35 protein-coding genes are annotated in these 26,876 nt (G+C 42.2%); 18 read left to right on the top strand and 17 right to left on the bottom strand.

What is annotated here, in order from left to right:
- Positions 1–18: 18 nt before the first annotated feature.
- Positions 19–318: a hypothetical protein gene (locus tag O8C65_02345; protein MCZ7355748.1), complete on the top strand. Its 300-nt coding sequence runs from the start codon at positions 19–21 to the stop codon at positions 316–318.
- Entirely contained in the window at positions 319–699 is a 381-nt protein-coding gene (locus tag O8C65_02350; GenBank protein MCZ7355749.1) for a DUF6516 family protein, read from the top strand.
- On the opposite strand, the gene O8C65_02355 is transcribed toward O8C65_02350, so the two are convergent.
- From O8C65_02355 to O8C65_02380, 6 genes are all read right to left on the bottom strand, one after another.
- Positions 693–2,036, bottom strand: a complete 1,344-nt coding sequence (locus O8C65_02355; GenBank protein ID MCZ7355750.1) for a restriction endonuclease subunit S — start codon at positions 2,034–2,036, stop codon at positions 693–695. The genes O8C65_02350 and O8C65_02355 overlap by 7 nt on opposite strands.
- A 652-nt stretch (positions 2,037–2,688) precedes the next feature.
- Positions 2,689–2,880: a hypothetical protein gene (locus tag O8C65_02360; GenBank protein MCZ7355751.1), complete on the bottom strand. Its 192-nt coding sequence runs from the start codon at positions 2,878–2,880 to the stop codon at positions 2,689–2,691.
- Positions 2,881–2,885: 5 nt separating this feature from the next.
- The gene (locus tag O8C65_02365; GenBank protein MCZ7355752.1) at positions 2,886–3,173 is read right to left on the bottom strand and encodes a hypothetical protein; all 288 of its coding nucleotides are present in this window, start codon (positions 3,171–3,173) and stop codon (positions 2,886–2,888) included.
- 168 nt (positions 3,174–3,341) lie between these two features.
- Positions 3,342–3,506, bottom strand: a complete 165-nt coding sequence (locus tag O8C65_02370) for a hypothetical protein (protein MCZ7355753.1) — start codon at positions 3,504–3,506, stop codon at positions 3,342–3,344.
- A complete protein-coding gene (locus tag O8C65_02375) occupies positions 3,499–3,636 on the bottom strand; it encodes a hypothetical protein (protein MCZ7355754.1) in 138 nt (45 codons plus the stop codon). The genes O8C65_02370 and O8C65_02375 overlap by 8 nt, the downstream gene beginning before the upstream one ends.
- The gene (locus O8C65_02380) at positions 3,633–5,183 is read right to left on the bottom strand and encodes a class I SAM-dependent DNA methyltransferase (protein ID MCZ7355755.1); all 1,551 of its coding nucleotides are present in this window, start codon (positions 5,181–5,183) and stop codon (positions 3,633–3,635) included. The genes O8C65_02375 and O8C65_02380 overlap by 4 nt, the downstream gene beginning before the upstream one ends.
- 453 nt (positions 5,184–5,636) lie before the next feature.
- Here O8C65_02380 and O8C65_02385 point away from each other — a divergent pair, with 453 nt between their 5' ends.
- Both O8C65_02385 and O8C65_02390 read left to right on the top strand, forming a co-directional pair.
- Positions 5,637–6,488: a 3-hydroxyacyl-CoA dehydrogenase NAD-binding domain-containing protein gene (locus O8C65_02385; GenBank protein MCZ7355756.1), complete on the top strand. Its 852-nt coding sequence runs from the start codon at positions 5,637–5,639 to the stop codon at positions 6,486–6,488.
- Entirely contained in the window at positions 6,472–7,086 is a 615-nt protein-coding gene (locus O8C65_02390; GenBank protein MCZ7355757.1) for an enoyl-CoA hydratase/isomerase family protein, read from the top strand. The genes O8C65_02385 and O8C65_02390 overlap by 17 nt, the downstream gene beginning before the upstream one ends.
- 384 nt (positions 7,087–7,470) lie before the next feature.
- On the opposite strand, the gene O8C65_02395 is transcribed toward O8C65_02390, so the two are convergent.
- Positions 7,471–8,670, bottom strand: a complete 1,200-nt coding sequence (locus tag O8C65_02395) for an acyl-CoA/acyl-ACP dehydrogenase (GenBank protein MCZ7355758.1) — start codon at positions 8,668–8,670, stop codon at positions 7,471–7,473.
- Positions 8,671–8,779: 109 nt separating this feature from the next.
- Here O8C65_02395 and O8C65_02400 point away from each other — a divergent pair, with 109 nt between their 5' ends.
- The 3 genes from O8C65_02400 to O8C65_02410 all read left to right on the top strand — a co-directional run bounded on the left by O8C65_02400 (position 8,780) and on the right by O8C65_02410 (position 11,247).
- Positions 8,780–9,907, top strand: coding sequence for an isocitrate/isopropylmalate dehydrogenase family protein (locus O8C65_02400; protein ID MCZ7355759.1), 1,128 nt, complete (start codon positions 8,780–8,782; stop codon positions 9,905–9,907).
- An 81-nt stretch (positions 9,908–9,988) separates the two neighbouring features.
- Positions 9,989–10,675 (top strand): fibrillarin-like rRNA/tRNA 2'-O-methyltransferase, encoded by a 687-nt coding sequence (locus O8C65_02405; GenBank protein MCZ7355760.1) that lies wholly within the window; start codon positions 9,989–9,991, stop codon positions 10,673–10,675.
- A gap of 47 nt (positions 10,676–10,722) precedes the next feature.
- Positions 10,723–11,247: an isoprenylcysteine carboxylmethyltransferase family protein gene (locus O8C65_02410; GenBank protein MCZ7355761.1), complete on the top strand. Its 525-nt coding sequence runs from the start codon at positions 10,723–10,725 to the stop codon at positions 11,245–11,247.
- Positions 11,248–11,273: 26 nt separating this feature from the next.
- Here O8C65_02410 and O8C65_02415 read toward each other — a convergent pair whose 3' ends face one another.
- The 7 genes from O8C65_02415 to O8C65_02445 form a co-directional block, all read right to left on the bottom strand.
- Positions 11,274–11,444, bottom strand: a complete 171-nt coding sequence (locus O8C65_02415) for a hypothetical protein (GenBank protein ID MCZ7355762.1) — start codon at positions 11,442–11,444, stop codon at positions 11,274–11,276.
- A gap of 335 nt (positions 11,445–11,779) precedes the next feature.
- Positions 11,780–13,012 carry a penicillin-binding protein activator gene (locus tag O8C65_02420; GenBank protein ID MCZ7355763.1) on the bottom strand — a complete coding sequence of 411 codons (1,233 nt, stop codon included), beginning with the start codon at positions 13,010–13,012 and terminating at the stop codon, positions 11,780–11,782.
- Positions 13,013–13,191: 179 nt separating this feature from the next.
- Complete coding sequence (locus O8C65_02425; protein MCZ7355764.1) at positions 13,192–13,431, bottom strand: hypothetical protein; 240 nt, start codon at positions 13,429–13,431, stop codon at positions 13,192–13,194.
- 22 nt (positions 13,432–13,453) lie between these two features.
- Positions 13,454–13,714 carry a hypothetical protein gene (locus O8C65_02430; GenBank protein ID MCZ7355765.1) on the bottom strand — a complete coding sequence of 87 codons (261 nt, stop codon included), beginning with the start codon at positions 13,712–13,714 and terminating at the stop codon, positions 13,454–13,456.
- Positions 13,715–13,786: 72 nt separating this feature from the next.
- Positions 13,787–14,056 carry a hypothetical protein gene (locus O8C65_02435; GenBank protein MCZ7355766.1) on the bottom strand — a complete coding sequence of 90 codons (270 nt, stop codon included), beginning with the start codon at positions 14,054–14,056 and terminating at the stop codon, positions 13,787–13,789.
- A 242-nt stretch (positions 14,057–14,298) separates the two neighbouring features.
- Positions 14,299–14,430 carry a hypothetical protein gene (locus O8C65_02440; GenBank protein ID MCZ7355767.1) on the bottom strand — a complete coding sequence of 44 codons (132 nt, stop codon included), beginning with the start codon at positions 14,428–14,430 and terminating at the stop codon, positions 14,299–14,301.
- A gap of 20 nt (positions 14,431–14,450) precedes the next feature.
- The gene (locus O8C65_02445; protein MCZ7355768.1) at positions 14,451–14,678 is read right to left on the bottom strand and encodes a hypothetical protein; all 228 of its coding nucleotides are present in this window, start codon (positions 14,676–14,678) and stop codon (positions 14,451–14,453) included.
- Positions 14,679–14,923: 245 nt separating this feature from the next.
- On the opposite strand from O8C65_02445, the gene O8C65_02450 reads away from it, so the two are divergent.
- The 5 genes from O8C65_02450 to ftsZ all read left to right on the top strand — a co-directional run bounded on the left by O8C65_02450 (position 14,924) and on the right by ftsZ (position 19,973).
- The gene (locus tag O8C65_02450; protein MCZ7355769.1) at positions 14,924–15,238 is read left to right on the top strand and encodes a MarR family transcriptional regulator; all 315 of its coding nucleotides are present in this window, start codon (positions 14,924–14,926) and stop codon (positions 15,236–15,238) included.
- Positions 15,239–15,389: 151 nt separating this feature from the next.
- Positions 15,390–15,899, top strand: coding sequence for a response regulator (locus O8C65_02455; protein MCZ7355770.1), 510 nt, complete (start codon positions 15,390–15,392; stop codon positions 15,897–15,899).
- Positions 15,900–15,912: 13 nt separating this feature from the next.
- Entirely contained in the window at positions 15,913–17,721 is a 1,809-nt protein-coding gene (locus tag O8C65_02460) for an ATP-binding protein (GenBank protein ID MCZ7355771.1), read from the top strand.
- A complete protein-coding gene (locus O8C65_02465; protein MCZ7355772.1) occupies positions 17,718–18,752 on the top strand; it encodes an ABC transporter substrate-binding protein in 1,035 nt (344 codons plus the stop codon). The genes O8C65_02460 and O8C65_02465 overlap by 4 nt, the downstream gene beginning before the upstream one ends.
- Positions 18,753–18,974: 222 nt before the next feature.
- Positions 18,975–19,973, top strand: coding sequence for a cell division protein FtsZ (gene ftsZ / locus O8C65_02470; protein MCZ7355773.1), 999 nt, complete (start codon positions 18,975–18,977; stop codon positions 19,971–19,973).
- Positions 19,974–20,046: 73 nt separating this feature from the next.
- Here the strand turns inward: ftsZ and O8C65_02475 are convergent, their stop codons facing one another.
- Positions 20,047–20,913: a hypothetical protein gene (locus O8C65_02475; protein MCZ7355774.1), complete on the bottom strand. Its 867-nt coding sequence runs from the start codon at positions 20,911–20,913 to the stop codon at positions 20,047–20,049.
- Between the two features lie 87 nt (positions 20,914–21,000).
- On the opposite strand from O8C65_02475, the gene O8C65_02480 reads away from it, so the two are divergent.
- Complete coding sequence (locus O8C65_02480; protein ID MCZ7355775.1) at positions 21,001–21,234, top strand: hypothetical protein; 234 nt, start codon at positions 21,001–21,003, stop codon at positions 21,232–21,234.
- 128 nt (positions 21,235–21,362) lie between these two features.
- Here O8C65_02480 and O8C65_02485 read toward each other — a convergent pair whose 3' ends face one another.
- Positions 21,363–22,049, bottom strand: a complete 687-nt coding sequence (locus tag O8C65_02485) for a uroporphyrinogen-III synthase (GenBank protein MCZ7355776.1) — start codon at positions 22,047–22,049, stop codon at positions 21,363–21,365.
- A 63-nt stretch (positions 22,050–22,112) separates the two neighbouring features.
- Here O8C65_02485 and O8C65_02490 point away from each other — a divergent pair, with 63 nt between their 5' ends.
- Entirely contained in the window at positions 22,113–23,411 is a 1,299-nt protein-coding gene (locus O8C65_02490) for a tripartite tricarboxylate transporter permease (GenBank protein MCZ7355777.1), read from the top strand.
- Between the two features lie 53 nt (positions 23,412–23,464).
- Here the strand turns inward: O8C65_02490 and O8C65_02495 are convergent, their stop codons facing one another.
- On the bottom strand, positions 23,465–23,599 hold the full coding sequence (locus O8C65_02495) for a hypothetical protein (GenBank protein MCZ7355778.1): 135 nt from the start codon (positions 23,597–23,599) through the stop codon (positions 23,465–23,467).
- Positions 23,600–23,891: 292 nt separating this feature from the next.
- Between O8C65_02495 and O8C65_02500 the strand changes: the two genes are divergently transcribed.
- The 4 genes from O8C65_02500 to O8C65_02515 all read left to right on the top strand — a co-directional run.
- On the top strand, positions 23,892–24,665 hold the full coding sequence (locus tag O8C65_02500; GenBank protein MCZ7355779.1) for a hypothetical protein: 774 nt from the start codon (positions 23,892–23,894) through the stop codon (positions 24,663–24,665).
- Between the two features lie 44 nt (positions 24,666–24,709).
- On the top strand, positions 24,710–25,258 hold the full coding sequence (locus O8C65_02505) for a hypothetical protein (GenBank protein MCZ7355780.1): 549 nt from the start codon (positions 24,710–24,712) through the stop codon (positions 25,256–25,258).
- Between the two features lie 517 nt (positions 25,259–25,775).
- Positions 25,776–26,174, top strand: coding sequence for an NYN domain-containing protein (locus tag O8C65_02510; GenBank protein ID MCZ7355781.1), 399 nt, complete (start codon positions 25,776–25,778; stop codon positions 26,172–26,174).
- Positions 26,175–26,389: 215 nt separating this feature from the next.
- Positions 26,390–26,876 (top strand): hypothetical protein (locus O8C65_02515; protein MCZ7355782.1); only part of this gene is annotated, 487 nt, incomplete at its 3' end.

The following is a 26,876-nucleotide window of genomic DNA, read 5'->3' on the forward strand; positions in this document are numbered from 1 at the left end:
AATCTTAAGGCATATACAATGTACAGCGAAGATTCTGTTTCGGAAATCACTTCTGATCTCAGTCATGTGATAGGCTTACCTGAGACCGAGCTTATCCACAGAGGCTTAATATCCTTTATGGAAAAGGAGATCCGGCTTGCTGAGGCGGATATAGCTGATCTTGTGGACAGATATAATGTTGCCTCGAAAGAGGATCTGTACGAGGCGATCAGGTCTAAAAAGATACCAAGCCATCCAGCCTGGGAAGATTATATTATCTGGAAGAATAAGGAAAAATACATCAAAGACCTGAAAGCGCACCTCGGTAAGGTACAGTAGATGCTTTTAACGTATAAAACGCTTGAAGAGGTAGCCAGGACAGAATTTTCAGATATTGTTAAAGATACGGCGCTAATTGGCGGCAGGTCTGCACAGCCTAATAAGCTGAGGATATACCTAACAGACGGCAGTTTCCTTGATGTCTGGCTTAGTGAAGAGGAGGATTATTCATATCACTGGGAGCAAAGGGCTGTGAGGGGCTTGATCCATCGATGGGATAATGCCCCTGATCATCCTGAGATCGAGACTTTTCCGAACCATTTTCATGATGGTAAAGAAAACAATGTCCTGAGCAGTCGATTGAATGCTGATAATAGAGTTGCATTCAAAGATGTTCTTGGTTTTATCAGGATTAAATTAAAGGGATTCCATATTCACTGAACCGAAATGTCGATATTCTCCGCGTCCACCTCGCCAGAGATGAGCTTCGGCAGCAGCAGGTCGCGGGTGCGGCGGAAGTTGGCGTTTTTTGCAAACATTTCAATAATGCTTTTATGCATCGGAGAGCTGATTTCAGTAAATCTATCTTGTATGCTTCTTGGAGGAAGCAAAAAACTTGTTTTAGCAATAGTTTCCCTCCCAAGCTCCGTTTGGCCAGTAGAGCCGATGCCTTGACTATCAAAGTGTGGTTCAAGGGTTGACATATAAGAGCCAAAATAATCTATACTTACCTTATCATTCGGCCGAACGATAGTGACATGAGAATCCACTGTACAATCAGGAATTTCCTTATAAATTTGAGCAATACGTCCAAGTGTTCCGATACCCGTTGAATTTATCAGGACATCACCAAATTTTATGGATTTCTCCACTGGAATTTTCGAAGCGTGCCTTCGAACTAAATCCTGATTGAATTTGCCTTCCCTAATGCATTTCTGATTGATTACAATTTGTGACGATTGGTCATCATACTTAGGCGAAACACCACGGTTAATATAATCACTAACATCTCGAATTGTTACTACTTCCCATCCCTGCGGTATCATCCCAAGCTCCGACTCCACCATCCTCACCTTCTCATGCCCCGGAAACCTGAGATTAACAAACCACTCGCGGTAGAGCGCCTGCGCCATCTCTTCCAGTATTTTGATGCGCCGCGTGTTGTTCTCGATGAGGTCGTCGTAGGCGCTGAGGATGGCGGCGATTTTGCTTTGCAATTCGACTGATGGTAGCCAGAACATATAAGCATTAATTTGTGAAGGGCTGATATGTGGTACAGACACACCAGTTACGATCGGCTTAATGTAATCTGTAAACGATTGATCAGCGATGACATACCGCAGATATTCGGTTAACAATCCATTTATTCCACGCAATCGGGCTACCCGTTGGACTAATAGGCAAGGAGGATCGTGCTTTTTAACCCAAGCGTACTTGAGACCAGCTTCAATCCAAGGTCGATCCATCGCTAGGATTACGTCACCACGTTTAAGTAAATATCTGGTGAAATCACCTGACTTTGATAACGGCCAGAGCTTGACCCCCTCCCAGCGCAAACAGCCTTGAGCAACATTATCGCCACGTAATAGTTTGATTGATTCCGAATCATTGGTGTATTGGGCACTTTTGAACGGAAAACCCGTTAGTAGATCGATGTGTTCTCCGAGTTTGACCAACCTCCAAGATGTCTTCACACTTGCGTTCAAAGTACAGCCAGCAGTAGTTCCTTCACTTTCTTTTTTGGTTGTCTCACCATTTATTACATTATTTGCCATCATCCCACCTCCCTCCCTCTCTCGCTCTGCCGTAGTCCTGAAAGCTGGCACTTCAAATTTGACAGGATAACAGGATAAACAGGATTAAGAGCATATCCTGTTAATCCCATCTGAAAAATCACCGAACTAAAAAACCGCGGATGATGGCGCCCAGAGTCACGCCTCTGGAGGGCGTGTCCACGTCGACTGTCACGCCAGTCGATTGCGTGCACACGTATGCCAGCGCACTGGCATACGTGGACGGGCGTCCTCAAGGGGCGCAACCCTTGACGTATGCCCACAGGCATACGTGTGCGCGGAGTCGAGAACCCGCAGGGTTTCGGCGTGATAAACGCAGATACCTTTGTGCCAGATGCCGGATTTTTCAGAGAAGAGCAAACGTGATGGAACACGGATTGCGCGGATGCGCGCGGATCCGTGGAAATCCGTCCAATCCGTGTTATCCGTGTTCTGCGTTGCGGTTTTAGCACGTTTCCAGACCTGAGCGCGAAGGTCGCGGAGACTTCTGAGCTTTGCGTTCTTTGCGTACTTTGCGGTTCTGGATATTTCTCATCCATAATGCCCAACAATATATTTTATGGTCTGTTTTTAATCTATAAAGTCATAAATATTTGGTTAGGTTCAAATCAAAGAAAAAGTTGCGGAGAGAAATGAATTAAGATGAAACGGTTTTCGCATCAATTTTTCCAGACATCAGCCCTTTCTTTTTCCGGGCAGGCACATCATCAACATATTTATAAGAAACAACCTTTGTTTCATGTGGCCCTTCCCACTCATCTGGTTTGATCGGCGATGCTTCTATATCTTTTATCGCCTTTTCCCTCTCTTCTTTAGTGTATTTTTTCATTGATACTATGTTTTACATCTTTCCCTATATAAATTCTTATAGCCGTCCGAAGGCTCATAGGCAGTAAGCAGATAGAATCTCTGAGTAGATTGCTGTGTCAGCACCACCATAAGGATTCTGCCCTGAGATTCACCCAATATAGTATATCTTATTTCTCCAGCGGTCTTAATCTTCCGGGAATAGGTCAGCCCATTAAGTACATTGAAAACATCCGAAACGCTAACACCATGCCTTTTTATATGGTCTTCAGCATCAGGTCCGGCTATTAACTCAATCCTTTTCCAATCAACCATTTAAGCTTGAATAGTCCACACCGGTTTTAATACTTTCGAAACTCAGTGGGTATAAAATCTTTTAGGGTTACAATAGCTTAATTTGGCAGACAGTGTCTGCCGATTTTAAAAGGGTAATTTATCGATATCGATTCGTGACGCACTGCGTCATAAATTTGAAAATTCACATCATAAAAAAACCGCGGTTGACGTGGATACGCGCGGATCTGTGGAAATCCGTCCTATCAGTGTCATCCGTGTTCCGCACTGTGGCTGTGCTTTGCGCTCTTTGCGTCCTTTGCGGTGGGCTGCGCCAAAATTAGAAGCCGACATTTCAACAGTCATATTATTCATCAGATGCCTCAACCATTTTACGCTTCTTCGCGATTTTTGTTCTTTTTTCAACAAGGGCTTCGAATTCATCTGGCATATAATCCTCCAGGTTCAATAACAGCACTCCCTTCGTTTCAGCCTCTTTTTTCATCCGGCTTCCAGCAGCCTCTCAACATTCTCAGCAATACGCCCTTCCAGTTCCCGCGCCTCTACATTAAGCGTTTCAAGCTCCTCGTTCAGTTCCTCAAGGCGTTCCTTGAAATCAAAATCATCAGCCTCGCGTTCAGCCACTCCAACATAGCGCCCCGGGTTCAGGCTCCAGCCCTGCGCTTCAATCTCGGAAAGTTCAGCCACTCTGCATAAACCGGGAACATCCACGTATTTAACATCGGGGAACTTCTCTTTCAACATCGGCGCGCTGCCGTTCGTTGTTTCAGGCTCCTCGCCCCGATATAGCCGCACGATATTGGCAAGGAATTCGATTTGATCAGGCATGAAGTCTCGATGGGCGCGGTCAACCTGATGGAATATATACCGTGCGTCCAGAAAGAGGACTTTGTCCTTGCGCGGCGTTTTTAACTTGCCGCGGTCGAGGAACCAGAGAGTGCATGGCAATGTTACCGTGTAGAAGAAGTTCGAGCCAACGGCAACCATTACATCTACGGCGCCAGCTTCAATAAGCGATTTTCGGATATCCTGCTCGCTTCCGCGGGCGTCGCTGGCTGAGTTTGCCATCACGAATCCACTGCGACCACCCTCATTCAGAGCGCTGTAAAATACCTGGATCCAGAGATAGTTGCCATTATCAGGCTTTGGCATGCCAAATGGGAAGCGGGGGTCGTCCTTGATACGCTCCTTGTCCACTCTATCGACGTTAAACGGTGGATTTGCCATCACGAAATCGAATTTGCCAAAGCTTTTGTGGATATCTTCGTAGTAGCTGTTGCCCTCGCGAATATCTCCAGAGAGACCATGAACCGCGAGGTTCATTTTGCACAGGCGCACAGTTTCAGCGGTTTTTTCCTGACCATAAACGCTTATCTCAGAATTGGGATTCTTCTTGTGGTTTCCCACGAAACGCGCACTCTGGACGAACATACCGCCTGAGCCGCAGGCAGGGTCAAAGATGCGCCCGTGATAGGGCTCGATGACCTCGACTATGAGTTTAACAATAGAGGTGGGTGTAAAGAACTCGCCTCCCTTCTGCCCCTCGCTCATGGCGAACTTGCCCAGGAAATACTCATAGATCTTTCCAAAGGCATCGCCTTCAATGTCCATAGGCACAGAGTTGAATGTCTTTAATAATTCAACCAGGGTGCTGTTATCGAGGTGATTATATGTCTTGGGCAGAATGTCTTTGAGCTCTTCGTTCTCAGCCTCGATGGCGCGCATCGCTTCGTTGATGGCCTTTCCAATATCAGCACCTTCTGGCAGGTTGAGAAGCTTGGAGAATCTTGAGGCTTCAGGCAGGTACAGCACACCGCGCGCCTGGTAATCTGTTTTGCCGACGGCGCGCCTGTCTGAACTTTTACCTGCCAGCTCCTTCTGGGCTATAGTAAACTTGTGATCAGCGTAACGGAGAAAGATCAGTCCAAGAACCGGGACTGAGTATTCCGAAGATTTTAATTTAGAATTTGCCCGTAGCTCGTCTGCGGCAGACCACAGACGTTTTTCAATCTCGTTATGATTGCCTGCCATTTTTGCGCCTCATTTCTCCTTCCTTGTTTGACCCGCTAAGGACGATAGGCATCCTTTAGTTAGACCGAACATATAACTTAGTATATATTGATAAGCATATTGTCTTAAATGCAATATCGAATTATGGATTTAAATTTAAATATGTCTCCTTTTGGCTTTGTCATACCAACTCTTCCTGAGCCTTGAAGAGGAGGAATTTCTGGGGCTGTTCGCAGAATATGAGCCTTATCCCCCAAAGTCCTCAGACGCATGGAATCGAAATCATAACGGTGGCTAAAATTTATGTACGATTAATAACAATGATTTCTTATAATGTATGTAATCCTCTCCCTTTAATTAAAAAATAGACGGGAATAAAGATGGGGAAAGGATTCGGGATAATTCATGCCTGGGGAAGCGGTTCTGGTCAGCGGGGCTCTTAATTGCTCATTTATCATTGAAATGAGGTAACGGATGGAAATTAAAAGAATAGGGGTGATAGGTGCAGGGATTATGGGAGGAGGAATAGCCCAGGTCGCTGCACAGAGCGGTTATGAGGTAGTCCTGGAAGACCTGAACGAAGAATATGTAAAAGCAGGATTCACAAAAGTAAAAGAAAGACTTGAAAGAAGGGTAAGTGAAGGAAAAATTGAAAGCAAAGAGAAAGACAGGATCCTCTCGAATATAAAAACCTGCACAAGCCTGGAGGATTTTGGAAATGTTGACCTGGTGATCGAGGCGGTGGTAGAAAATGAAGATATTAAAAAACAGATTTTTAAAGAGCTTGATAGAATATGCCCCAGCGATATCATTTTCACAACCAATACCTCTTCAATATCAATAACCAGACTTGCCCGGGTCACAGAAAGACCGAAGATCTTTGCTGGTATGCATTTCATGAACCCTGCGTACATAATGAAACTTGTGGAGGTGGTCCGGGGGTTGCACACGTCAGAGGAGACAATAGATGCGGTGAAAGCAATAGCTGAAAAAATGGGTAAAATCCCTGCTGTTGTCAATGATTCACCAGGCTTTGTAGTGAACCGTTTGCTTATGCCCATGGTAAATAATGCCATCTACTGCCTGCAGGAAGGGGTTGCTGCCAGAGAGGACATTGATACCATCATGAAGTTTGGGGCAAATCATCCGATGGGACCGCTTGAGCTTGCGGATTTTATTGGCCTTGATATTTGCCTTAATATTATAGGGGTCCTTCATTCAGAACTCGGAGAGAAATATATGCCTTGTCCATTGCTTCGAAGAATGGTAGCTGAGGGAAAGCTCGGGAGAAAAAGCGGAGAAGGATTTTATGAATACAGGAAATGAACTCGTAAAGATTGAGAAGAAAAAGGATATCGCGATTCTAATATTGAACAGACCTGAAGCTATGAATGTCCTGGATACCAGAATGCTTCAGGAATTCGGGTCTTTTTTGACCGAGCTTGAGAATGACAAAGAGATTAGAGCCGTAATTATAACCGGTGAAAAAAATTTCTGCGCGGGGGCAGACATTAAAGAAATCAAAATAAAACATCCGGCGGAAGCAGAAATGTTTTCAAGGCTGGGTCATAGAGTCTTCAATCAGCTTGAAAATATTGAAAAACCGGTGATCGCTGCAATTAAAGGCTATGCACTGGGGGGAGGATGTGAACTTTGTCTTGCCTGTGACATAAGGATCGCTGCCGATGATGCAAAATTCGGCCAGACTGAAATCAATCTTGGTCTTATTCCCGGGTTTGGAAGCACCCAGCGGCTGACAAGACTCGTGGGGATAGGGAAAGCAAAGGAGATGATACTTACGGGTAGGATTATAGGCGCAAAAGAGGCAGAATCAATCGGGCTTGTCAATATGGTTGTGAAGAATGAAGAGCTTGCGAAAAAGGCAGAAGAAACTGCACAGGTTCTGGCTCAAAAAGCCCTCTAACTATTAAAATAGCTAAAATGTTGATAAATAAGAATCTGGAAATGAAAAAAGGACTTGAGATGGAGATAATTTCGTTCTCCGAATGCTTTGCCTCCCAGGATCATATGGAAGGTATAAACGCCTTCCTGGAAAAGAGAAAGCCCAGGTTCAAGGGTAATTGATCTTTAAAATGTCCGAAAAATTCGACGTCATAATTGTAGGCTCTGGGCCAGGGTGCAGCAGCTTATTCGCTTGCAAAGATGAGGTATTGATGGTAGAGAAGGGCAAGTATCCTGGGGCTAAGAATGGCGGGAGGATGTATGTGCATCGGTATCTGCTTCATGCATGCAATAAAGTCCATGATCACTTTTTCTTTTTTTTTATTATGGTCTTAGCATCAGTGATTCAATAAGGCGCGAACTCTTTTCCCAGGATCTCTCTGCCAATAATTATCTTCATGATGTTTTGTGCTCCCTCAGCCCCTATAATATAGGAAGCCACGCCCCTTAATCCCCGTTCAAGCCCTGCTTCTTTGGTATAGCCGTATGCCCCATACCATGTCAATACGTCCCTAATGATATCAAAAGCCACGGTTGGCGCAATGAGCTTGGCACTGGCTACCGCTTTATTTATTTCATTATGGCTGAATCTTTTTTCAGCGTACATCCGGTCAACCATCCAGACCGCTTTGTAAACCATTAATTTTGCAGATTCAAGTCTTATAAAATCCTCGGCCATTTGAAACTGGATTCCCTCGAACTTTGCAAGGGGGCTCCCGAAAATGTGCCTTTCTTTTATATATTCAATTCCGGATTCCAGGGCTTTCTCAGCAGCACCTATGCATGCGGCTGCCACAAGCGTCCGGGCGCAGTTAAAACCCTCCATCGCGTAATAAAATCCATTATTCCATTCCCCTATGAGATAATGAGCAGGTATCTCTACATTGCTGATATTTATAGTGCCCGTGGATATTCCTTCTCTCCCCATCTGCTTAAAAATGCTGGTAGTTATCCCTGGTATATCTTTTACCGGAAGGTAGCAAAGCGACAGGCCTTTATGCTTAAGTTCAGGACTTGTCTTTATGATGGCCACATAACCTCCTCCATATCTGGCAGCTTCCCTGACACCGCTTATGAAGGTCTTTGCGCCATTTACCACCAGTTTATCACCCTTTTTTTCCATCATAGTTGACATTGCTGCTATATCCGAGCCTCCACCAGCTTCAGTCGAGGCTATACCCAGAAATTTTTTTCCATTCGTTACTTCGGGAAGAATTTCTTCCTTGGCTTTCTTGTTTCCATATCTATTCATCAGGAAACCCCAGCCTGCTTCTACGAGGTAATAAACAGCAGTCGCCATGCTTATATCGGCTCTGGCTATTTCTTCGGCTGCTATTGCGGCCGTGGTGAAGTCTGCACCCTGCCCGCCGTACTCTTCTGGAATGGTTATACCAAGAAGTCCCATAGCCGCCATATCTTCCACGACTTCACGAGGGATCTCTCCACTCTCATCGATTTCGCGGGCACGCGGAGCAAGCTTTTTATTGCAGAATTCCCTCACAGACTTTCTGAAAAGTTCCTGTTCTTCAGTAAAGGAAAAATCCATTTTTACCCCCATAATGTTATTGCTTTGTTGTTAATTAAGTTATCTCATCTCTTTAGTTAATTTAATAACCTCGAAGGAATTCTAAGGGACAGAAGAAGAGGAAAGACATATGACCCAATACAAAATCCCAGTTATACCCGGCGACGGGATCGGCCCTGAAATAATCAGAGAAGGACGCAAGGTACTTGATGCGGCAGGCGAGAGATTCGGCTTCGATATCGAATGGACTGAATACCCCCACGGCGCTGACCACTACCTTGAAACGGGCGAACTCATTTCTGAAGATACGTTAAAGGACCTTTCCCGATTCAAGGCCATCTATTTCGGCGCAATAGGCGATGAAAGGATAAAACCCGGGATCCTTGAAAAAGGCATTCTTCTTACCATCCGCTTTTATTTTGATGAGTATGTCAACCTCCGCCCTGTGAAATTACTGGAAGGAGTCTGGACACCCCTCAAAGACAAGACTCCGAAGGATATCGATTTCGTGGTGGTGCGCGAGAATACCGAGGATTTCTATATAGGCATAGGCGGGCGCGCTAAGAAAGGAAGGAGCAAGAAAACGCTTGAGGTCATACGGAATTTGTATAACGTGAAATTCGGCCTGGATATTAATTCGGACAGCGAAGAGATAGGCTACCAGCTAGGTCTTATCAGCAAGGAAGGCACGCGGCGTGTCATCCGCTATGCCTTTGAGCTTGCAAAGGACAGTAAAAAGCATCTCTCTTCAGTGGATAAAGCAAACGTGCTCTCGGATATATACGGGTTCTGGCGCGAGGAGTTCACATCCATTGCTGCAGAATACCCGGATGTAAAGACGGATTTCAATTTTGTGGATGCCATAACGATGTGGTTCGTTAAGAACCCCGAATGGTTCGATACAGTTGTGGCCCCAAACATGTTCGGCGACATCATCACTGATCTTGGCGCGATGATACAGGGCGGTCTTGGTCTCGCCCCTGGCGGCAACATAAACCCGGAAGGCACAAGCATGTTCGAGCCAATACATGGAAGCGCACCCAAATACAAAGGCCAGAACAAAGTCAACCCAATCGCAACCATCTGGGCGGGGTCACTCCTGCTTGACCAGATAGGTGAAAAAGATGCAGCATCAGCCATCGTCAGGGCTATAGAGCAGAATATCGTCAATGGAGAGGTGAAGACCTACGACATGGGAGGGTCAAATACTACCTCCGAAGTCGGAGACGATATCGAGAGATTGATAAAGGAAGGTTAGAAAATCCCCTGATGCCAAAAGGCAGATATCATTGTAATTCATGTAAGCTGCAGCGGGGTCTTTTTCATCCGTTCTTAAATTATGGAAGAGAGTGAACTAATCCAGACCGGGCCTGACAATGTATTCACCTTGAAACTTGAGGGTTCCAAAAGGCTGTTATCGAAAAATCTCCTTCATGGAAGTGTTTACGGAGAAAGGCTGGTAGCTGTAGGAAAAGACGAATACCGCATCTGGGATCCCTACCGCAGCAAACTTGCCGCCATAATATTAAAAGGCGCGTACATTCCGATAAAAAAGGATTCCCAGGTTCTTTATCTCGGGGCTGCCAACGGGACCACGGTCAGCCATGTTTCAGATATTGTATCGGATGGCACTGTTTTTGCAGTGGAATTCTCGCCAAGAGCAATGCAGGACCTTCTCAGCGTGTGCATTTCAAGGATCAACCTTATCCCGGTGTTTGCAGATGCCGGGCATCCCGGCTCATACACGAATCTGGTTCCTGAAGTGGACTTCATATACCAGGATGTTGCCCAGCGTGAACAGGCATTGATAGCGATCCGAAACGCCGAAGTTTTCCTCAAGAAAGATGGTTTTCTGATTTTGATGATCAAGTCCAAGAGCATTGATTCTGCAAGAAAGACAAAAGAAGTTATCAATGATGAAATAAAAAAATTGGAGGATTATTTTAAGATCAAAGAACTGATATATCTGGAACCTTATCATTCAGACCATATGGCGGTTGTTGCGCAAAAATATCTCACTTCATAACGGCATCTATGAATCTTTATTCTACATTTGTTCTTATAGTTCTGTATATGGTAATCACGTATCATATCATAGCTCTGAAGTACAGGAAATCCTATGGATTTACATATTTTGGCAAAATTTCAAAAATATTCCTTGTCTCCCTTCATGTTTTCATTGTGGTCACAAATATACTTCTTTATTTCTGGCTGATATTAAAAGATTTTAACCCCATTTCCGAAATATTTTCAGCACTGGGGTTTCTGTTATTTGCCGCCGGGATCTTCATAATATTCTGGGGAGGTTATTCTCTTAGAAAAGCAGTTTTCGTTCCAGAAAATAAGCTGAGGGTCGTAGGACCTTTCATCTATGTCCGCCATCCCATGTACCTGGGCGGGATTATCGGTGCATTCGGGCTCGCGCTGTCTGCGGGTTCGTTTCTAGCCCTCATTTACTCAATCATCCTTGCTGCTGTACTGTCGCATATTGCAGATGCTGAAGAAGAGGATCTGACGGCAAGGTTAGGCCAGCAATATACTGAGTATATGGAAGCAGTACCCAAGCTCTTACCTCGCATGACCGTTCATGATTCTTGAACGAATATTTCAAAAAGATGAGGGATTCACACCAATCTTCTGGTTAATATCCAGAAAATTGCGAACAGAATGACCACTGCAATCATCTTCCAGGTGTTTCCACAGCAACATCCAATGCTTTCATGAACATCCTGCAGCTTTGCGCTATTTGTTGCTATTTCATTGTTTTTAATTACTTCGTTTTTTGAAACATCCATTTTTTCACATCCGATTCTGTTTATTGAAGACTAGAGATTGATGATTCAAATAGGTTTGCTTCAACTTCGAAAATGGATTTTATAGATTTCCCGAGCCGCCATGTGAACTGGTAGAAGTATGTTTGCTTATTCTTCTTGGCCTTCTCAAAATCAGCTGATATTGTTTCATTTCCGGGGCGGCCCTGTTCATAAATATTATATCCAAATTGTGTATTCCCTCTGGATTTCCTATGGTCACTCGCTTTTATTAACAAATTCAAGAACATATATGCTGCTTAACTTAACAGAATCCGGGCCTGCTATTCTCCAACATGTTTGTTCATAATAAAACAATCTCAATCCTGATTCGTTAATGAATCAAATGGATATTTGGCAGCACGTTCCCATGTGAAGAGTCCATGCTTTTCTTTGATTACCCAGAAGTCGTAACTTGCAAACTTGCGGTCGCCCGCCTCGTTAAATTCGGTAGAACCTGTGGCTCCACTAAAAGACGCCGCTGTACGGATTAGTGTTTTTTTCAACACATTAATGTCGGCACTCTTGTTTGAATCAATGTATGTTAAAGTTGCCAACCATAAGGCATCGTAGGCGATAATACCGAATGGATGTGCCGTCCCTTCTCTTTCTTTAACCATTTCTTCAATGTCTTTGATCTCTATGGAGCAGAACGGGTTTGAGAAATTTGTTTCCGCTGCAAAACGTGCCGCTTCCGCATTATTGAGCAAATCATCATCAAAAGCTGTGCCGTCACTGCCGTACCATTTGACTTCAGATAAGGAACTTGTATTTGAATTCGCGGACTGATTCTGCGCTTTAGTGAAGAGAGTGACAACTTCATTAAAGCCGATGAAGTGAACTGCAACCTTATCCTTTCCATATTTATTTACTGCCTGGCTCACCTTTGAACTCATGGTATCCAATTCAGACGAGAAATCCGTCCCTTGTTCGTACCGTATTCCATCAGGTACTGTGCCGCCTAAATTCTCAAATCTAGTCTTGGTAGCTTCTGAGAGTCCATCACCCCATACGTCGCCACGCCAGACTGGTACGACTATTCTTATTCCGTCTTTCCACATCAGGGCAGCCATGGCTTCGGCTTGATGTGTGTCATCAGGCAACAGGCGGAACACATTGTCTCCAGCGATAGCAAGTGAATGTGCCGTACTCCCATGACTTATCAATATAATACCTTTTTCATCGGCGTAGGGTTTAACAGCTTCAAGCTCTTTGCTGGAGTCGGGACCGATTACGAATATTATGCCGGACTTTTTCAGTTTCTGGAGTTTTTCTAAAGCAACCGAAGGATTAGACTCGGTATCCTCGATAACAAGACGGACCTTCATTCCATTTGCCTCTATATCTTCGGCCGCCAGCTCCAACGCAGCCTTAGCTGCCCGTCCGCTAAAAGATAATTCTCCGGTGAGAGGCAATAGGGCGCCTATAACAATCTCATTTGAGGTGTTAGTTGAAGTGGAGATCTTCCTATTATATTGAACACAGCCGCTCAAAGAAATGACAAGTATAAACAAAACAAGGTATGATATTATTTTTGTATTATCTTTTCCCATGACGTTACTCTCCCGCTATGTTAATCCCACATTACTACCCATTCTCATTTACAGAGATCCTCCGTGATAAACAATCATTGAATATGGTACTCACATAAAGTTGTGATTTGATTGCCATGATGAAAAAATGCAAAATACATATTATTTTATTTTTCATTTTATCACCTTTTTATTTATTCTTAGGCTTCATTTTTTCCCATGATTGCTATTAAGTCTCTCAATCCTCCGCCAATAATCCATACGATTGCCATTACTGCCCCGAACACTAGAGAGCGCGGCCACTCGCCATAACTTATGCCCGTATAAAGCATTAATATGATGCTTGCAACGAGCCAGCTGGCTGCACCAGAAGGAATTACATTAGTTTTTAGTCTGCCGGCGACGTAGCCACCCACCTTTGAACAAGGGAATCCTGCCAAGAAGTTCCCAGGTTTTCCAGTTCTATTTTTCAATGAATTTTTTGAGGTTTTCAAGATCTTTAGATTGAGCGTCCAGTTTGGATTCTATATGTTGAAGCATTGTTTCGAATTCTTTCTGGGTTTTCCTATTTTCATCCGATCCAGATGTTAGATAAACAGTGACTATCAGGGCGACAAAGAACAGGAAAAATACCACTAAAAAATCCATTCTTACAAAACTCAGTATCAATAGCACAATCATGAATGCCCAGATGCCAATAATTGCTGTATTTTTAGTTTCCATAGTTATTTTACCTCTTTAATTTAATAGATAAGTAATCATCAGTTTCTTCCTGGTAATCATTTTATTCAGCTTCTATTGTTTTTGCATTTCTAGAAATATGATTGAGATTAAGCAACCTAAACCACCAAGAAAAAAGAGAACGGCTCCTATTGTACAGAATGAATTTATCGACCCTTGAAGAATAGCCGAAAATTGGACTGTGTCCATGCCACCGCCATGTGCTCTCAGATATGCATTTGCTGCTTCAATTCCCCATCCAGCACTATTTATTACTATTACTAATCCTATAATGAACGTTATTAAAGATACTTTAGGTAAATTTTGAAGTTTCAGCTTATTCATAATTACATACTCCTTTTCCAATATTATTATATATTTATATATATTATGTTCTCTCCATCTCAATCTAGCTCGCCGATCGTAATACGATAATATTCATCGCCCACCCTGATATTTGAAGCAGGCATACTGACTCCATGTTATCTTTGTTTATCCATCATCTTATTCTCCTCTCCTGAAAAATTTACCCAGCAATAATGTGATTGCCGCAAGTAAAAGATAGAAGGGATTATAATATCTATCGTTCATCCTGCACCTCCTGTGTCGCCCGCAATCCTCCCATCGCGCATGGTTATTATTCTGTCCGACTGCTCTGCAACAGCCATATCATGGGTCACGACAATAATCGTCTGGCCCCTTTCACTGAGCCCTATCAAGAACCACCAACACCATTGATTCAACATCCGAATCCCATATCAACGAGGTCTCCTTCTGTCAGAAGTTCGACAGGAGGTTCTCTTATCAGTATGACTCCGCCTCCCATATCCTTCAGTTCAAATTCTGCGCTGTATCTGATTATTTTTCTTTCAAAATAGATGTCAGCCATCCTATTTCCATTTACCAGACCTTCGAACATGCTTGAAATAAGCATTCGAACCCTGGCATACGCCACTTGTTCACCCATATTGATCCTCCTATATTGGTTTTAACCGTTTCAAGATCTGTCGATGAGACAAACCTCAATCTTTAGTACAACTTCTTTATACTTAAACTTGTCGATTTATAGTCAAGTCTAGTTAATATTTACCATAAGCTATATGATTGTATAGTAAGAGCATTGAGTAAATATAAGCAAAACTATATTAATTAATACACCAATTTTACGAAAAAAGGAGCTAGTTGCAAACAGGTATAGAAAGGATGAAAAATATGAGTCCACTCGAAAAGTTATTTGGTAAAACGGCGCAGCTAACTGTGCTGGAATATCTCATGCAAAATAAAGGAGAAATAAATTATCTTTCTGGAATAGCCCAAGGCACTGGTTTATACCATTCCAGCGTGGCAAGGGTAATTGGGCCTCTTTTGGAAAATAACATAATTGTCGAGAGGAAGATTGGAAAACAGATTCGATCGTTCACTCTTAATGAAGAGAATAAAGCCACACAGCTTCTAATGACTTTTTATGAAGAACTGAAACCCGTGCTGAACGATCAGCAGCCCTCGAAGAAAGCGGGAGAGAAATAATGAAGGCGCGTCTTCCAAAGCAAAGAGATTTAAAAAAGAATTCTAAAAGGTGAAATAAATGTGGAATAGAGAAACTGGTTTGTAGGGTGTATTATAAAGTTTTACAGTCCAATCCCTGCCTATAAAATATGAGTAAATGATGTGGTAAACCATGAAGAAAAATATCGATGATAAGATCGTTGAGTTGATAAAAAATAATGATAATATCTCCAATTCAGAGATATCGCGGATATTGGGAATCCCGGAAAAAGACGTTGAAAGACGGATCAGAAGTTTTTCTGATGTGAGACAAAAGATATTGATCGTGGATGACGAGATGGCGACACTTCTTCCATTAAAGAGATCCCTTGAAGCAGAAGGTTACAATGTTATCGAAGCCTATGATGGTTATGAAGCAGTAGAGAAATCAAAGACAGAAATGCCGGAACTGATTATCCTTGATCTCATGCTGCCGGGAATGAACGGCTTTGAAGCATGCAGTCAGCTAAAAAAAGATGCATATACGGAGAAAATCCCTGTGATCATGTTGACTGCCAAAGATGAAGTACACGACAAAGTGGAAGGTCTCGAAATAGGTGCGGACGATTATGTTACAAAACCATTTATTCTCAACGAGCTTAAAGCCCGCATAAAAAGTGTGCTCAGAAGATCAAAAGAATAACAGGGGGTAGTATGTGAGAATACGGTCAGAACTAATCCTTTTTTTCCTGATAATATCAGTAACGCCGCTGTCCGCCGTCGTTTACGTATCCTATGAACACAGCAAAGAAGATATCCGTGATTCTGTTATGGCAAATCTCCTTGTCGCGACCGAAAATACCGGCCGTGCAATAGATAACTGGATGTACGCAAGAAAGGTTGACGTAAATCTCATTTCCACGATTGCCGGTACCTCTGAAAAAGAAAAGCTCCAGAAATACCTGGGCGCTTTTGAAAATGAACACGAAGGCGTTTATGAAGAATTCTTTATGATCGATCCTGACGGGAATATAATAATCTCCACTCTGAACCGCACTGGGAATGTTGGCAAGGAACTTTATTTTACAGAAGCGCGGGATGGAAAACAGTTCATGTCCGATGTATCATTGTCCGGTATCACGGGTTTACCTGAAGTAATAATCACAAACCCGGTCAAGAAGAACGACACGATTACCGGGGTACTGGGTGCAAGGGTCAGTATGGAGAACCTGAACATGATAATCCAAGGCATTGATATTGGAAAATTAGGGGAGATATTCATAGTTAACAATAAAGGCGAGCTGATTTTTCACAAAAACAGATCTAAAATCCTGCATGAAAAAATCAATAATAATCTTGCGGTCAGAGAAGTGACATACGAAAAGAGAGGAATAGGTGATTATGTCAATTATAAAGGCGAAAATGTACTGGGATCTTACTATTGGCTGCCGCTTTATAGATGGGGACTGATAGTGGAAAAGAACAAAGACGAGGCATATGCCGGCGTTCTGACCCTGGGAAAAGAGACTACGATCATTTCACTTTTTGCCGTTCTAAGCGTGGTTCTTCTTGCAGTGGTAATCTCGAAAAGAATGACAGAACCCATAGAATCCCTGAAAAATGGAGCATACGGTCTTCCAAGCGGTCACTTCAAACCTGTAGCAGTCTCTTCAAAAAATGAGATAGGGGAACTGACAGAAATATTTAATCAAACCGCCGAAGAATTGTTAGATATAAGGAAAAAGCTTGAAAACAGGATTGAGCTTGCAAATAAAGATCTGGAGGAAAAGAACAGGGAACTTATTCGTGCCAACGAAGAGTTGAAAAAACTGGACAGCCTGAAATCAGATTTCATCTCTCTGGTCTCGCACGAGCTAAAGACACCTCTTTCGGCCATAAAGACATCAGCCGAATTCCTGGAATCCGAAGATATCCTGGATATCGATGTTGAGAAGGAAATGCTTAATAATATCATAATGAACATCGACCGGCTGACCCGGTTGATCAATGATATACTGGACCTTTCAAAGATTGAAGCCGGGAAGATGGAATTTCGATTCGAAAAGGTGAATGTTGCAGAAATAGTGAACGTTGCTCTTGAGAATATCAAATATCTTGCATTGAAGAATAATATAACAATTTCCCTTGACATCCCGGAGAACATTTCATCTGTGCTTGCGGATAGAGAAAAGCTTATTATAGTGCTCAATAATCTCCTTGGTAACGCATTAAAATTCACACATAATGGTGGTAGAGTCCTTGTGTCAGCAAAGGAAGAGAAAGATAATGTCGAGATCAGAGTTAAAGATACAGGCATAGGGATAGATACCGATAAATTATCAAAGATATTTGATAAATTTTATCAGGCAGATAGCACCTCCCGAAGAAAAATAGGCGGCAGCGGGCTTGGGCTTACAATTTCCAGCGGGATCATAAGGGCACATGCCAGTGAAATATATGTGGAAAGCGAGCCAGGGAAAGGCAGTACTTTTTATTTCAGGCTGAAAAAATTTGGTAAAAAATGAAAAAATATATCTACGTTATAATTATAATAACTGTATTAATATTATCTTATGCAGGTATCAGTCTCTATGAAAAATCCCATGCCCAGAAGATGATATATGTTGTTTCAATGACTCCGGAAGAGATGAGTGCTTCTCTAAAAGACGGAACAATAGACGGTTTCATTTCCTGGGAGCCTTATCCTGCCAAGGCCGCGGCTGATGGTTATGGCAGGTATCTCGTTAATTCAAAAGACGTATGGGCTAATCATCCAGGATGCGTCCTGGCAATATCTGAACACTTTACAGATGAAAACATGATAACAGCACTTGTATGGGCACAAATAAAGGGTACAAGGTTCATCAACGACCCAGAAAACCGGGAAAAGGTCGCAAGATATGGTTCAGAGTTTGTGGGAGTTGATCTGCAAGTTGCATCGGAAGCGATCAACAATACGATATATATCGAATTCCCTGATAAGAACGAGATGAAGATGGGTTTTGATATTTTGGATAAAGCCGGAGGTTTCAAGAACAGTCCGGATGATGTTGATGGCTTTCTGTCGAGAATAACCCTTGATAGATATTACAGCGATATCAAAAAACATTTGGATGCTGATCCTGATTGGATCCCACCTGCCGTTAACGGGAACCTCAGATTCGGCTTCATAGATGGAAGTATCCACTATCTTGCGGTTTATGTAGCGCAAAAAGAGGGCTATTTTGATAAGGTTGGCCTTACTCCTGGCAGAAACCTTCAGTTCATGCGATTCAGGAACGGACTGGCAATAACAAATGCTTTCACTCACAGGGAAGTGGATGTGGCCGCCTTTGGCGAGACCCCACTTTTGAGGTACTGGATAAATGATAACGGAAAGCTCTACATTATCAGTGGAGTTATTTCAGGAGGTACTGCGCTGGTGGTGAGAAAGGATTCAGATAAGCATTCTATAAATGATCTCAGCGGCAGTACAATAGCCACTCCGGGGTTTGGTTCGATTCAGGATGTCGTAATGAGAAAGATGTTCGAAGGGTTTGAGATAAAGGCGGTGTGAGCCACCACTCCATTTGCATGTGACCAAGCCAAAGAATCTCACCTGGAAACCATCGATCCTCAAAATGCAATTTTATGAAATCTTTTCTCATTTCCATAATTATTTTCAAATAATGAGCAAATAAAAATTGTGGAAGCGCCTGATTGCCAAGATTTGTCAACGTTGGAAATAAATATACACTTACGAAAGTTTTTATATAAAAAGGATCAATTGAATTCTGGAATGAAGGAACTGACAGAATTAAGAAAGGAAGCAAGACCATCCGTGGCAGTGATCGGCCTTGGGGGCGCAGGAAGCAATATCATAACCTATCTTTCGGAGAAAAAGATCGGCGGTGCTAAAATAATAGCTGCCAACACCGATATCAACCACCTTGTCCTGCAGAGGGCAGATAAGTTACTGCTATTGGGAAAAGAGAGATGCAAGGGAAAAGGATGCGGCGGGTTCCCGGAAGTGGGGGGAGAATGTGCGCGCGAAAGCGAGGTTGACATAAGGAAGGAACTTGAAGGAATTAACATCATATTCATTGTTGCGGGGCTTGGCGGCGGGACAGGAACGGGTTCGGCTCCCGTCGTAGCGGAAATTTCCCGATCTATTGGCGCACTCACCATCGCTTGCCTGACAATGCCTTTTGAGATCGAGTACCTGCGCCGAGAAAATGCAAAGAAAGCAATTCTTTCGCTCTCTAAAACCTGCGATTCCGTGGTGCTCATCGACAACACCAAACTTCGCAAAGTCGCCGGGAACCTGCCTCTTAAAACGGCTTTTGCCGTGGCAAATACCCTTATCGGCTCCCTTATAAAGAGCATCACAGAAACCATCACGGAACCTGCCCTGATGAACCTCGATTTCGCGGACCTGAAAGCCGTGCTTGAAAAAGGAGGCATTTCATCATTCGGGATCGGGGATGGAGATGGTGAGAACCGCGTGGTGAAAGCCGTGGAAAGCGCGATAGCTGCGCCGCTCCTTGATATCCCGGATCTTTCCGCATCGCACGGTTTACTTGTAAATATCATAGGCGGGCAGGACATGACTCTCGATGAAGTGGCGAAAATCGGGGAACTGATGGTGCAGCATGTCTCAAAAACAAAGCGCGTCATCTGGGGGGCGAAAATAGATGAAACAATGACTGGGCGCATCCGCGTAATAGCATTGTTCGCAAGTGTTGGAAATCCTTTTGAGACTGGATCAAAGGATCGGCCTGAACCGCAGATTAATTAATAGGATATTATACTTTGTTATCCATGTAATATGTTAAGCATATTAAACTATTAGTTTTGTTGCGACCTGATTTTTATAACTCAACCCCCGCTTTTGATGCTTTCACCACAAGATAATTGACAAACGCTGAGCAAGATACCAACATGAACTTCGCATCTTCAAAATCCAGATTAGGCTCATCTGATAATCCATGGCGAATCCCTTCTGCAGCATTTGTATAAAAATATAATTCTTTAAAAGCTCGTGCCAAAGCGGGATGCATCTTCATCTTTTTTCCTCTTTCTATTGCCTCTATGGCAGTTGTTAATGTTGCAGTTTTATTATTTGATATTAACTTGCAAATTGCTTCAACTGCACTAATAGATTCTTTAACAGAGTTTCTATAATCAGGAGATTTTCTATCTGCAAGTAAATCCAGTGATGTCTTTAAATGAATTTTGATAGCTTTTAATGAATCAGGAATCTCTAATGCTTCTTCTATTTCAGCAATTTCTTCTTCTTTTGTTATTTGTGTAATCTTCCCCCCAACAAATCGACAACCTGATAATTCTTTCTCTAAAACATGATTACAGTAATCGATAAATTTGGGATTTACTAAATTAGTTTCATCAGGATAATTATTGGCTATAAATTCTGTAAAATCATAAACTTCATACCATTCACATTTAAAGAAGTATTTCCTTAAAATTTTGTAATTTAGTTCCCACCAATCAGGGTTTATTGTATCAATCGGAGTCTTGAAGTAGTCATGCCATAATCTATTAATTAAGGTCCAGATTTCTTTATGGTAGCTACGCCACTTATAATCTGAACTTATTTGATTCCAATAAGAAACAGTTAAAGCATTCCATAGACCATTTCTCAACTCATTATCCATAGAATCAACTTGTATAATATTTTTAACTGGCTTAATGCCCTTCCGTTGAGAAAATGATTCCATATAGTCTTCAGCATAGTATCTTTGTTTCTCAAATAACTTCCGATGCATCTTTATATTATCTCATCAATTAATGTGTGGGTCGAAAATATGATTGAAACAGATTATATTAAAAGAAAAATCGAATACTTAAAATACACAACAACCACGTATACTGCAGCGTTAATAGTTATTCTTTGGAAAATATATACAGAACCTTACTTTTTCAATAATCTGGGGCTGGGTGAAAACGAATTTTTAATAGGAATAGCTTTTGTCTTTATGTGTTTGGCAATAATTAGTAGTATTCAATGGCATCAGCAAATAGAGAAATTAAACAATTAACCCCAATACAAGATATATTCCCTTTTGCCATATGGCATTACGGGATCAAGTGAAAACACCCTCATAATCCATTGCTAAGAAGGATATGTGTGTTGGTGGGATCTAAAAGAGAGAAGCACCCGGCTGAATTATCCTGAAAGGAGAGCCAGGCAACTTTCAAGCGTACCGTTCCCCACGATATCAGGAAATATGCCACGTTTTCGCATTGCTTCGGCGGTTTTCTGGCCTATTGCGGCAACCTTTAGCTTTCTTGCATGCTCCATACCAAAACCTGATGATTCAAACGACATGGCACTTGTAAAGATCACTGCATCCGCTTCTTTTAATTTTTCTGAAATATTTTTTTCCACAGACCTTAATCCGTATGCCGGAGCTTCGACTATTACTGCTCCTCTGGATACAAGAGAAGTTCTCAATTCAATATTCGGAACCTCGGCGCGGGCTATGCCTATGGATTTACCGGCGATATTCCCGAGGTACCTCACAAAGTTCTCGGATGAGAACGAGTCTATGACCTCGCTGGCCACGCCGTATTCTTCCACTTTCTTTGCTGTTTTTGGGCCAACACTCACTATCCTTACTTTTTTTCCCGGCGTTATCTTCTCAAAAAGTTTCTCAACCCCGAGAGCGCTCGTGAAAATCAGGATGTCGATCTTATCTTTTGAAATCATGTCGCAAAGATGATGAAGAGGCCCGGGGTCTGTGGGATCTGTTGCCTTCATGGTTGGAACCAGGATCGCTTCGTGGCCGTAGCGGGCAAATAGCTCTTCTATACCCTGGGATTTTTCTTCCAGTTTCGTGACAGCAATTTTCATACAAATGAAAACTCACGCATCAAAGCATAATGCTTTTGTTCATTGGCAGTTCATGGGATTGGCATGGAACTATCCATAACTTTACTGCTCATCTCAATGTTTTTCGGCTTTCTCCTCGGCATTATCTCAGGTCTAACCCCGGGAATCCATGTAAATAATTTTGCCCTTATCCTCGTGGCATTGTCACCGCTTTTCATGGATCTGGGGTTCGCTCCCTTTTACGTCGCTGTGATCATCCTTTCAAATTCCATAACCCAGACGTTCCTCGATATCATCCCCTCGATTTTTCTTGGGGCGCCGGAAGCCGATACAGCACTTGCAGTCCTGCCCGGGCATGCGCTTCTTGCGGAGGGGAAAGGATCTGAAGCCGTGCGTTTATCCGCCATTGGTGCCGCGGGTTCAGTGGTTGTTTCTTTATTGATGGCCGTTCCGCTAGCGTTTTTCTTCCTGAACATCTACGGCACGATAAACTCATTCATCGGATGGATACTTGTTTTAATTGTCCTTTTGATGATAGCCACCGAGAACGGAGAGGTGGTTGAGGGACAGGGATCGCTGGTACATCTCAAATTCAAGATGTATGCGGTGTTCCTGTTCCTGATATCAGGCTTTCTGGGGATGTTCGCGTTTGATAATCAGGCATGGATGTCGCCGCTTGTAAAATTCGGTGAACCCTCAATACTTCTTCCCCTCCTTTCCGGATTGTTCGGAGCATCAATGCTGGTGATCAGTCTCATGACGAAATCCGAAATACCACCCCAGAAAAGGGGAAGCGCGTTCGTGCTTCCCCGAAAAAGAATTGTCAGGGGATTACTGACCGGGAGCGCAGCAGGTTCTTTTGTGGCATGGCTTCCCGGGGTCTCTTCGGCAGTGGGCACCATTATCGCCCGGCTCATTATACCGGAGGAAAAGGATGAAAATTCGTCAAAAGAATTCCTGATTTCCATAAGTGGAGCAAATACCGCAAATGCTATCTTCAGTCTGATAGCGCTTTTCATTATCCACAAGGGCAGAAGCGGGGCAATGGTAGCGATCGACAAACTTGTCAATGTGAGCGAGTGGGATTTTTCCATGGTGATTATTTTATTGATCGTAATTGTATCTATCTCAGTGATTTCTTATTACACCACCATCTTTCTCGGTGACAGAGTATCGGGTTTCCTGTCAAAAGTCAATTACTCGAATTTATGTGCCACTGTGTTAATAGGCCTGTCTTTTCTGGTTTTTATGCTCACCGGCCTGTTCGGATTTATCATATTCCTTATATCCACGCCGGTCGGGATGATCGCATCATTTGCAAAAATAAGAAAAACGCATGCAATGGGGGTAATATTGTTGCCTGTGATAATGTATTTCATTTAAAACCGAGCATCCTTTCTCTGTGATCCCCGGCTGGTGAAGCTCTGCCGTGCTCTTTACAAGCGTCTCGGCCAGATCCATCCACCTGTACTTGCCACCAAAGAGATGTCGAATTCATATTTTGAGTCCGAAATATCCTTCATCAACCGGTTTGCCATATCCCCAACTTCTTCCGGTGTATATACTACCATTCCCCCCTCGTTTAAGAGCTGCCCTTAATGCTTATTAGATTCCAAACCATAAGAAATATAAACCCCTGTTCTCATATAAAAGTGGATTTGTAGAATAGCAATGGTGGATAGGAACTAAAGACTCAAACACCAGGATTCTTAGACCCATAAAAAAAAATGGAGCTCAGTCGTTTCAAAAGGGCAACTGAGCTCCAGCTTTGCCCGAAGGCACGGTAAGGTATACTTTGAGGTCATTAAAAGGTTGCTCAATTGTGCCTCCGAGGGAACAGATAAACAATAGGAGGAAAATAAGATGAGAAATAAAGGAATGCAATTAGGTGCAGTGCTTGTGGCGATGCTAATTGTGAGTATGTTATTTGTACCTGCAGTGAGCGCACAAGCGGAAAAAGAGAAAGTGAACAAAAAAATAGTGAAGATAATTCAGCTTCAACCAGAATCTGGTAGCGAAGTCATCCTAAATTCATCTAATGCAACCCGATGGTCAGATGATTCAATATCCTTTGGTGGCAGTGGTGAGAAGCGAGTGGGTGAGCCTGCATTATATTTCAGCATTGAAGTAAATATCTCAAAGGGAACTTACAAAACAATCAAACGGAATATTTCAAATGATATCGAATTCACGCCTGTCTTAAGCAAAGTTGAAATCTACAATAATGAACTTGTCCCGAATATTTTGACAGCAGGGGTAAAACCAGGAACATGGTTAGCGACAATTCAGATGATTACCAAGGATCCAGCTTTGTGGGATCTTGCAAAAACAACCCATACTCTGACGTGGACCGTAAATCCCAGTGGAACCGTGACATATAAAGGACGCATAGACAGCTGCTGGGCAGCCAATCCATCTCCCCTTAATACACATTGGTATGTGGATTCATGCAATTTCCAGGGCAGCTATTTATATTCAGCCGATTATACGGCTCTCTTCTCAACGGTTGATAATAAATTCCATAATTGGGATTTCATGAATCAAAACCAAGCCACTTATGTAGAGCACTGGAATCAGATTAAAGGAAGAAATGATGGATACTATAATTACTGGATTGATTTTGTGTATGCAAGTTAGAAAATCTCCCTATTTTTATTTTTTTATTATCTCGAGGTTTGTTCATGGCAATTCAAGATCATAAAGAAGTTATTTGGATGAGCCTGCTATTCGCTCTTACAATCGGCATATTACTTTTAATGATCAAAGGAAGAACAGCATCAAAGCATAAGGTCTTTGGTTCTATTCCTCTCTCATTGTCAAATGTTTTATTAACTTTTTCATTTCTTCAGGTATTAGGAATCGGGTTAATGGTCGTTCTCATAGGAATTTTCGGGAATAATATTTCATCTAACAACCCCCTCAGTGTCGTACTTCAGTTTGTTGCTGTTTTTTATGGACAAATTATTACTATATTTACTATATTTGGAACATTATATATAATGTTTAAAGAGCATAATAAACCACAAAGAAGGGCATTCGATTCAGCTTCAATCATTTTAGTGAATGATTTATTGTTTCTTTCCGTTTTATGGGCATGGTCGTATGGAAAAACACTAATCTTGCTCAATATAATTTTAATACTATTTCTTATTATAAAAAATCAACATTATAAATATCCATTTATTGCAGTTTTGATCCTCAGTATATACTTTGCATACTGGATATGGTAATATGTTTTAAGTCAATGAGTTTTGCTGAGCCATAAACGCACGGGATGGGAGTGATTTTGCTCCCTGTGATGATGTATTTCATTTAAAACCGAGCATCCTTTCTCTGTGATCCCCGGCTGGTGAAGCTCTGCCGTGCTCTCTACAATGACCTGCATCCGTCAGCAAAACCTGACACCAAAGTGAAGTCGGGTTCATTGAGTCCGAGGTTCTGTCAGGTCTTAGGTTGATTGCGACACCTGTCAAAAATCGGTTGATAAAAATAAACGATGGATGGAATTTTATCGGGACATATACCAAGTTAAAAATACCAAAACAGTCTATATGTTCGAAGGCAACAAGTAGCAGATTCCAAATATCCATGTTACCGACCCCAAAATCCCATATCGCTCATTTATGATATTCATAGATGGTGCTATCTAAGAAATAAAATGCGGAATACATTTGGACACGATAATATAAAATTTGGTATATTATCATCGCTTCTTGTTCAGAGTCAAATTCTCTTGGGGTAATCAATATGGAACTTGTAAGGGTATATTATTACGATGCAATAGTTGATTTTAGAGATGATTCAGAAAAACATCAAGAGCAAGAGTCTTATTTTAAGAGGATTCAAAAAATTAATAATTACGAAGTTAAACTTGGGAGACTTATAAAAACAGGCAAGAATAACAATGATTATCGACAAAAAGGGGTTGATGTTCTTTTGGCGATTGATATGATTAGTAAAGCCCATTTAGATCACTATGATATTGCGCTTCTTTTAGCAGGGGATGATGATTATTTAGACATGGTAAAATCAATAAAAGATTTTACTGGGAGAAGGGTTTATGGGGCTTATTTTGAGAATAGTGCTTCAAAGAGATTGGTCGAATTTTTCGACATGCGAATCCCCATGACAGATGATATGATTTAGTAAACTTGTTGATATCAAGTAATAATTCAAAAAGGTTGATACTGCCGCAGATAAACGAGATGCCGCTTGTGAAACAGCCGATTGATAATGTTGATATAAGCAAGCTGATGGATGATTTTGTGTGAAAAGCGGTTTCGCGAAAGAAGGATGAAGCATGAAATAGGTTCTAACGAAAACTTATTTTAGTTAAACGAATAATTAGTATGTGCATTATAATGAATGAAATAATTCCAGATAGAGTTAATAAAATCGCACAAATAATATCCGAAGTATCGCATTTAAACGAAACCGATATGTTCATCCTGCTGACCCTGCTTGCCGACAGTACGATCACCAATGCGGAGCTTGCAAAAATATTGAAATTCAAAGACGGGAATTCTGCGGCATATCACACACGCACCATGCAACAGGAAGGAATAATTGACCGATATACCATTGTTCCCAACTGGAAACGTATGGGGCTGGCAACGGAATTCATCGTACTGGCTGAAGCGGAGAATGAAGAACAACTGCTTGAGATCGAGAAAAGGAATATAATAATGGCAGATGAATATGCAACGATACAAGGAGATATTGTTGTAAAGGAGACAATCTCAGGTTGTGTAATCCTTAAGGATGTCTTCCACTGTTTCGGTGATAAAACGATGGCGATAATAATCGGAAGAGCAACATCTGACCAGGATGCTGCGGTCTATTGCAAGA

This window comes from Candidatus Methanoperedens sp. (genome assembly GCA_027460535.1).
Lineage (GTDB): Archaea > Halobacteriota > Methanosarcinia > Methanosarcinales > Methanoperedenaceae > Methanoperedens.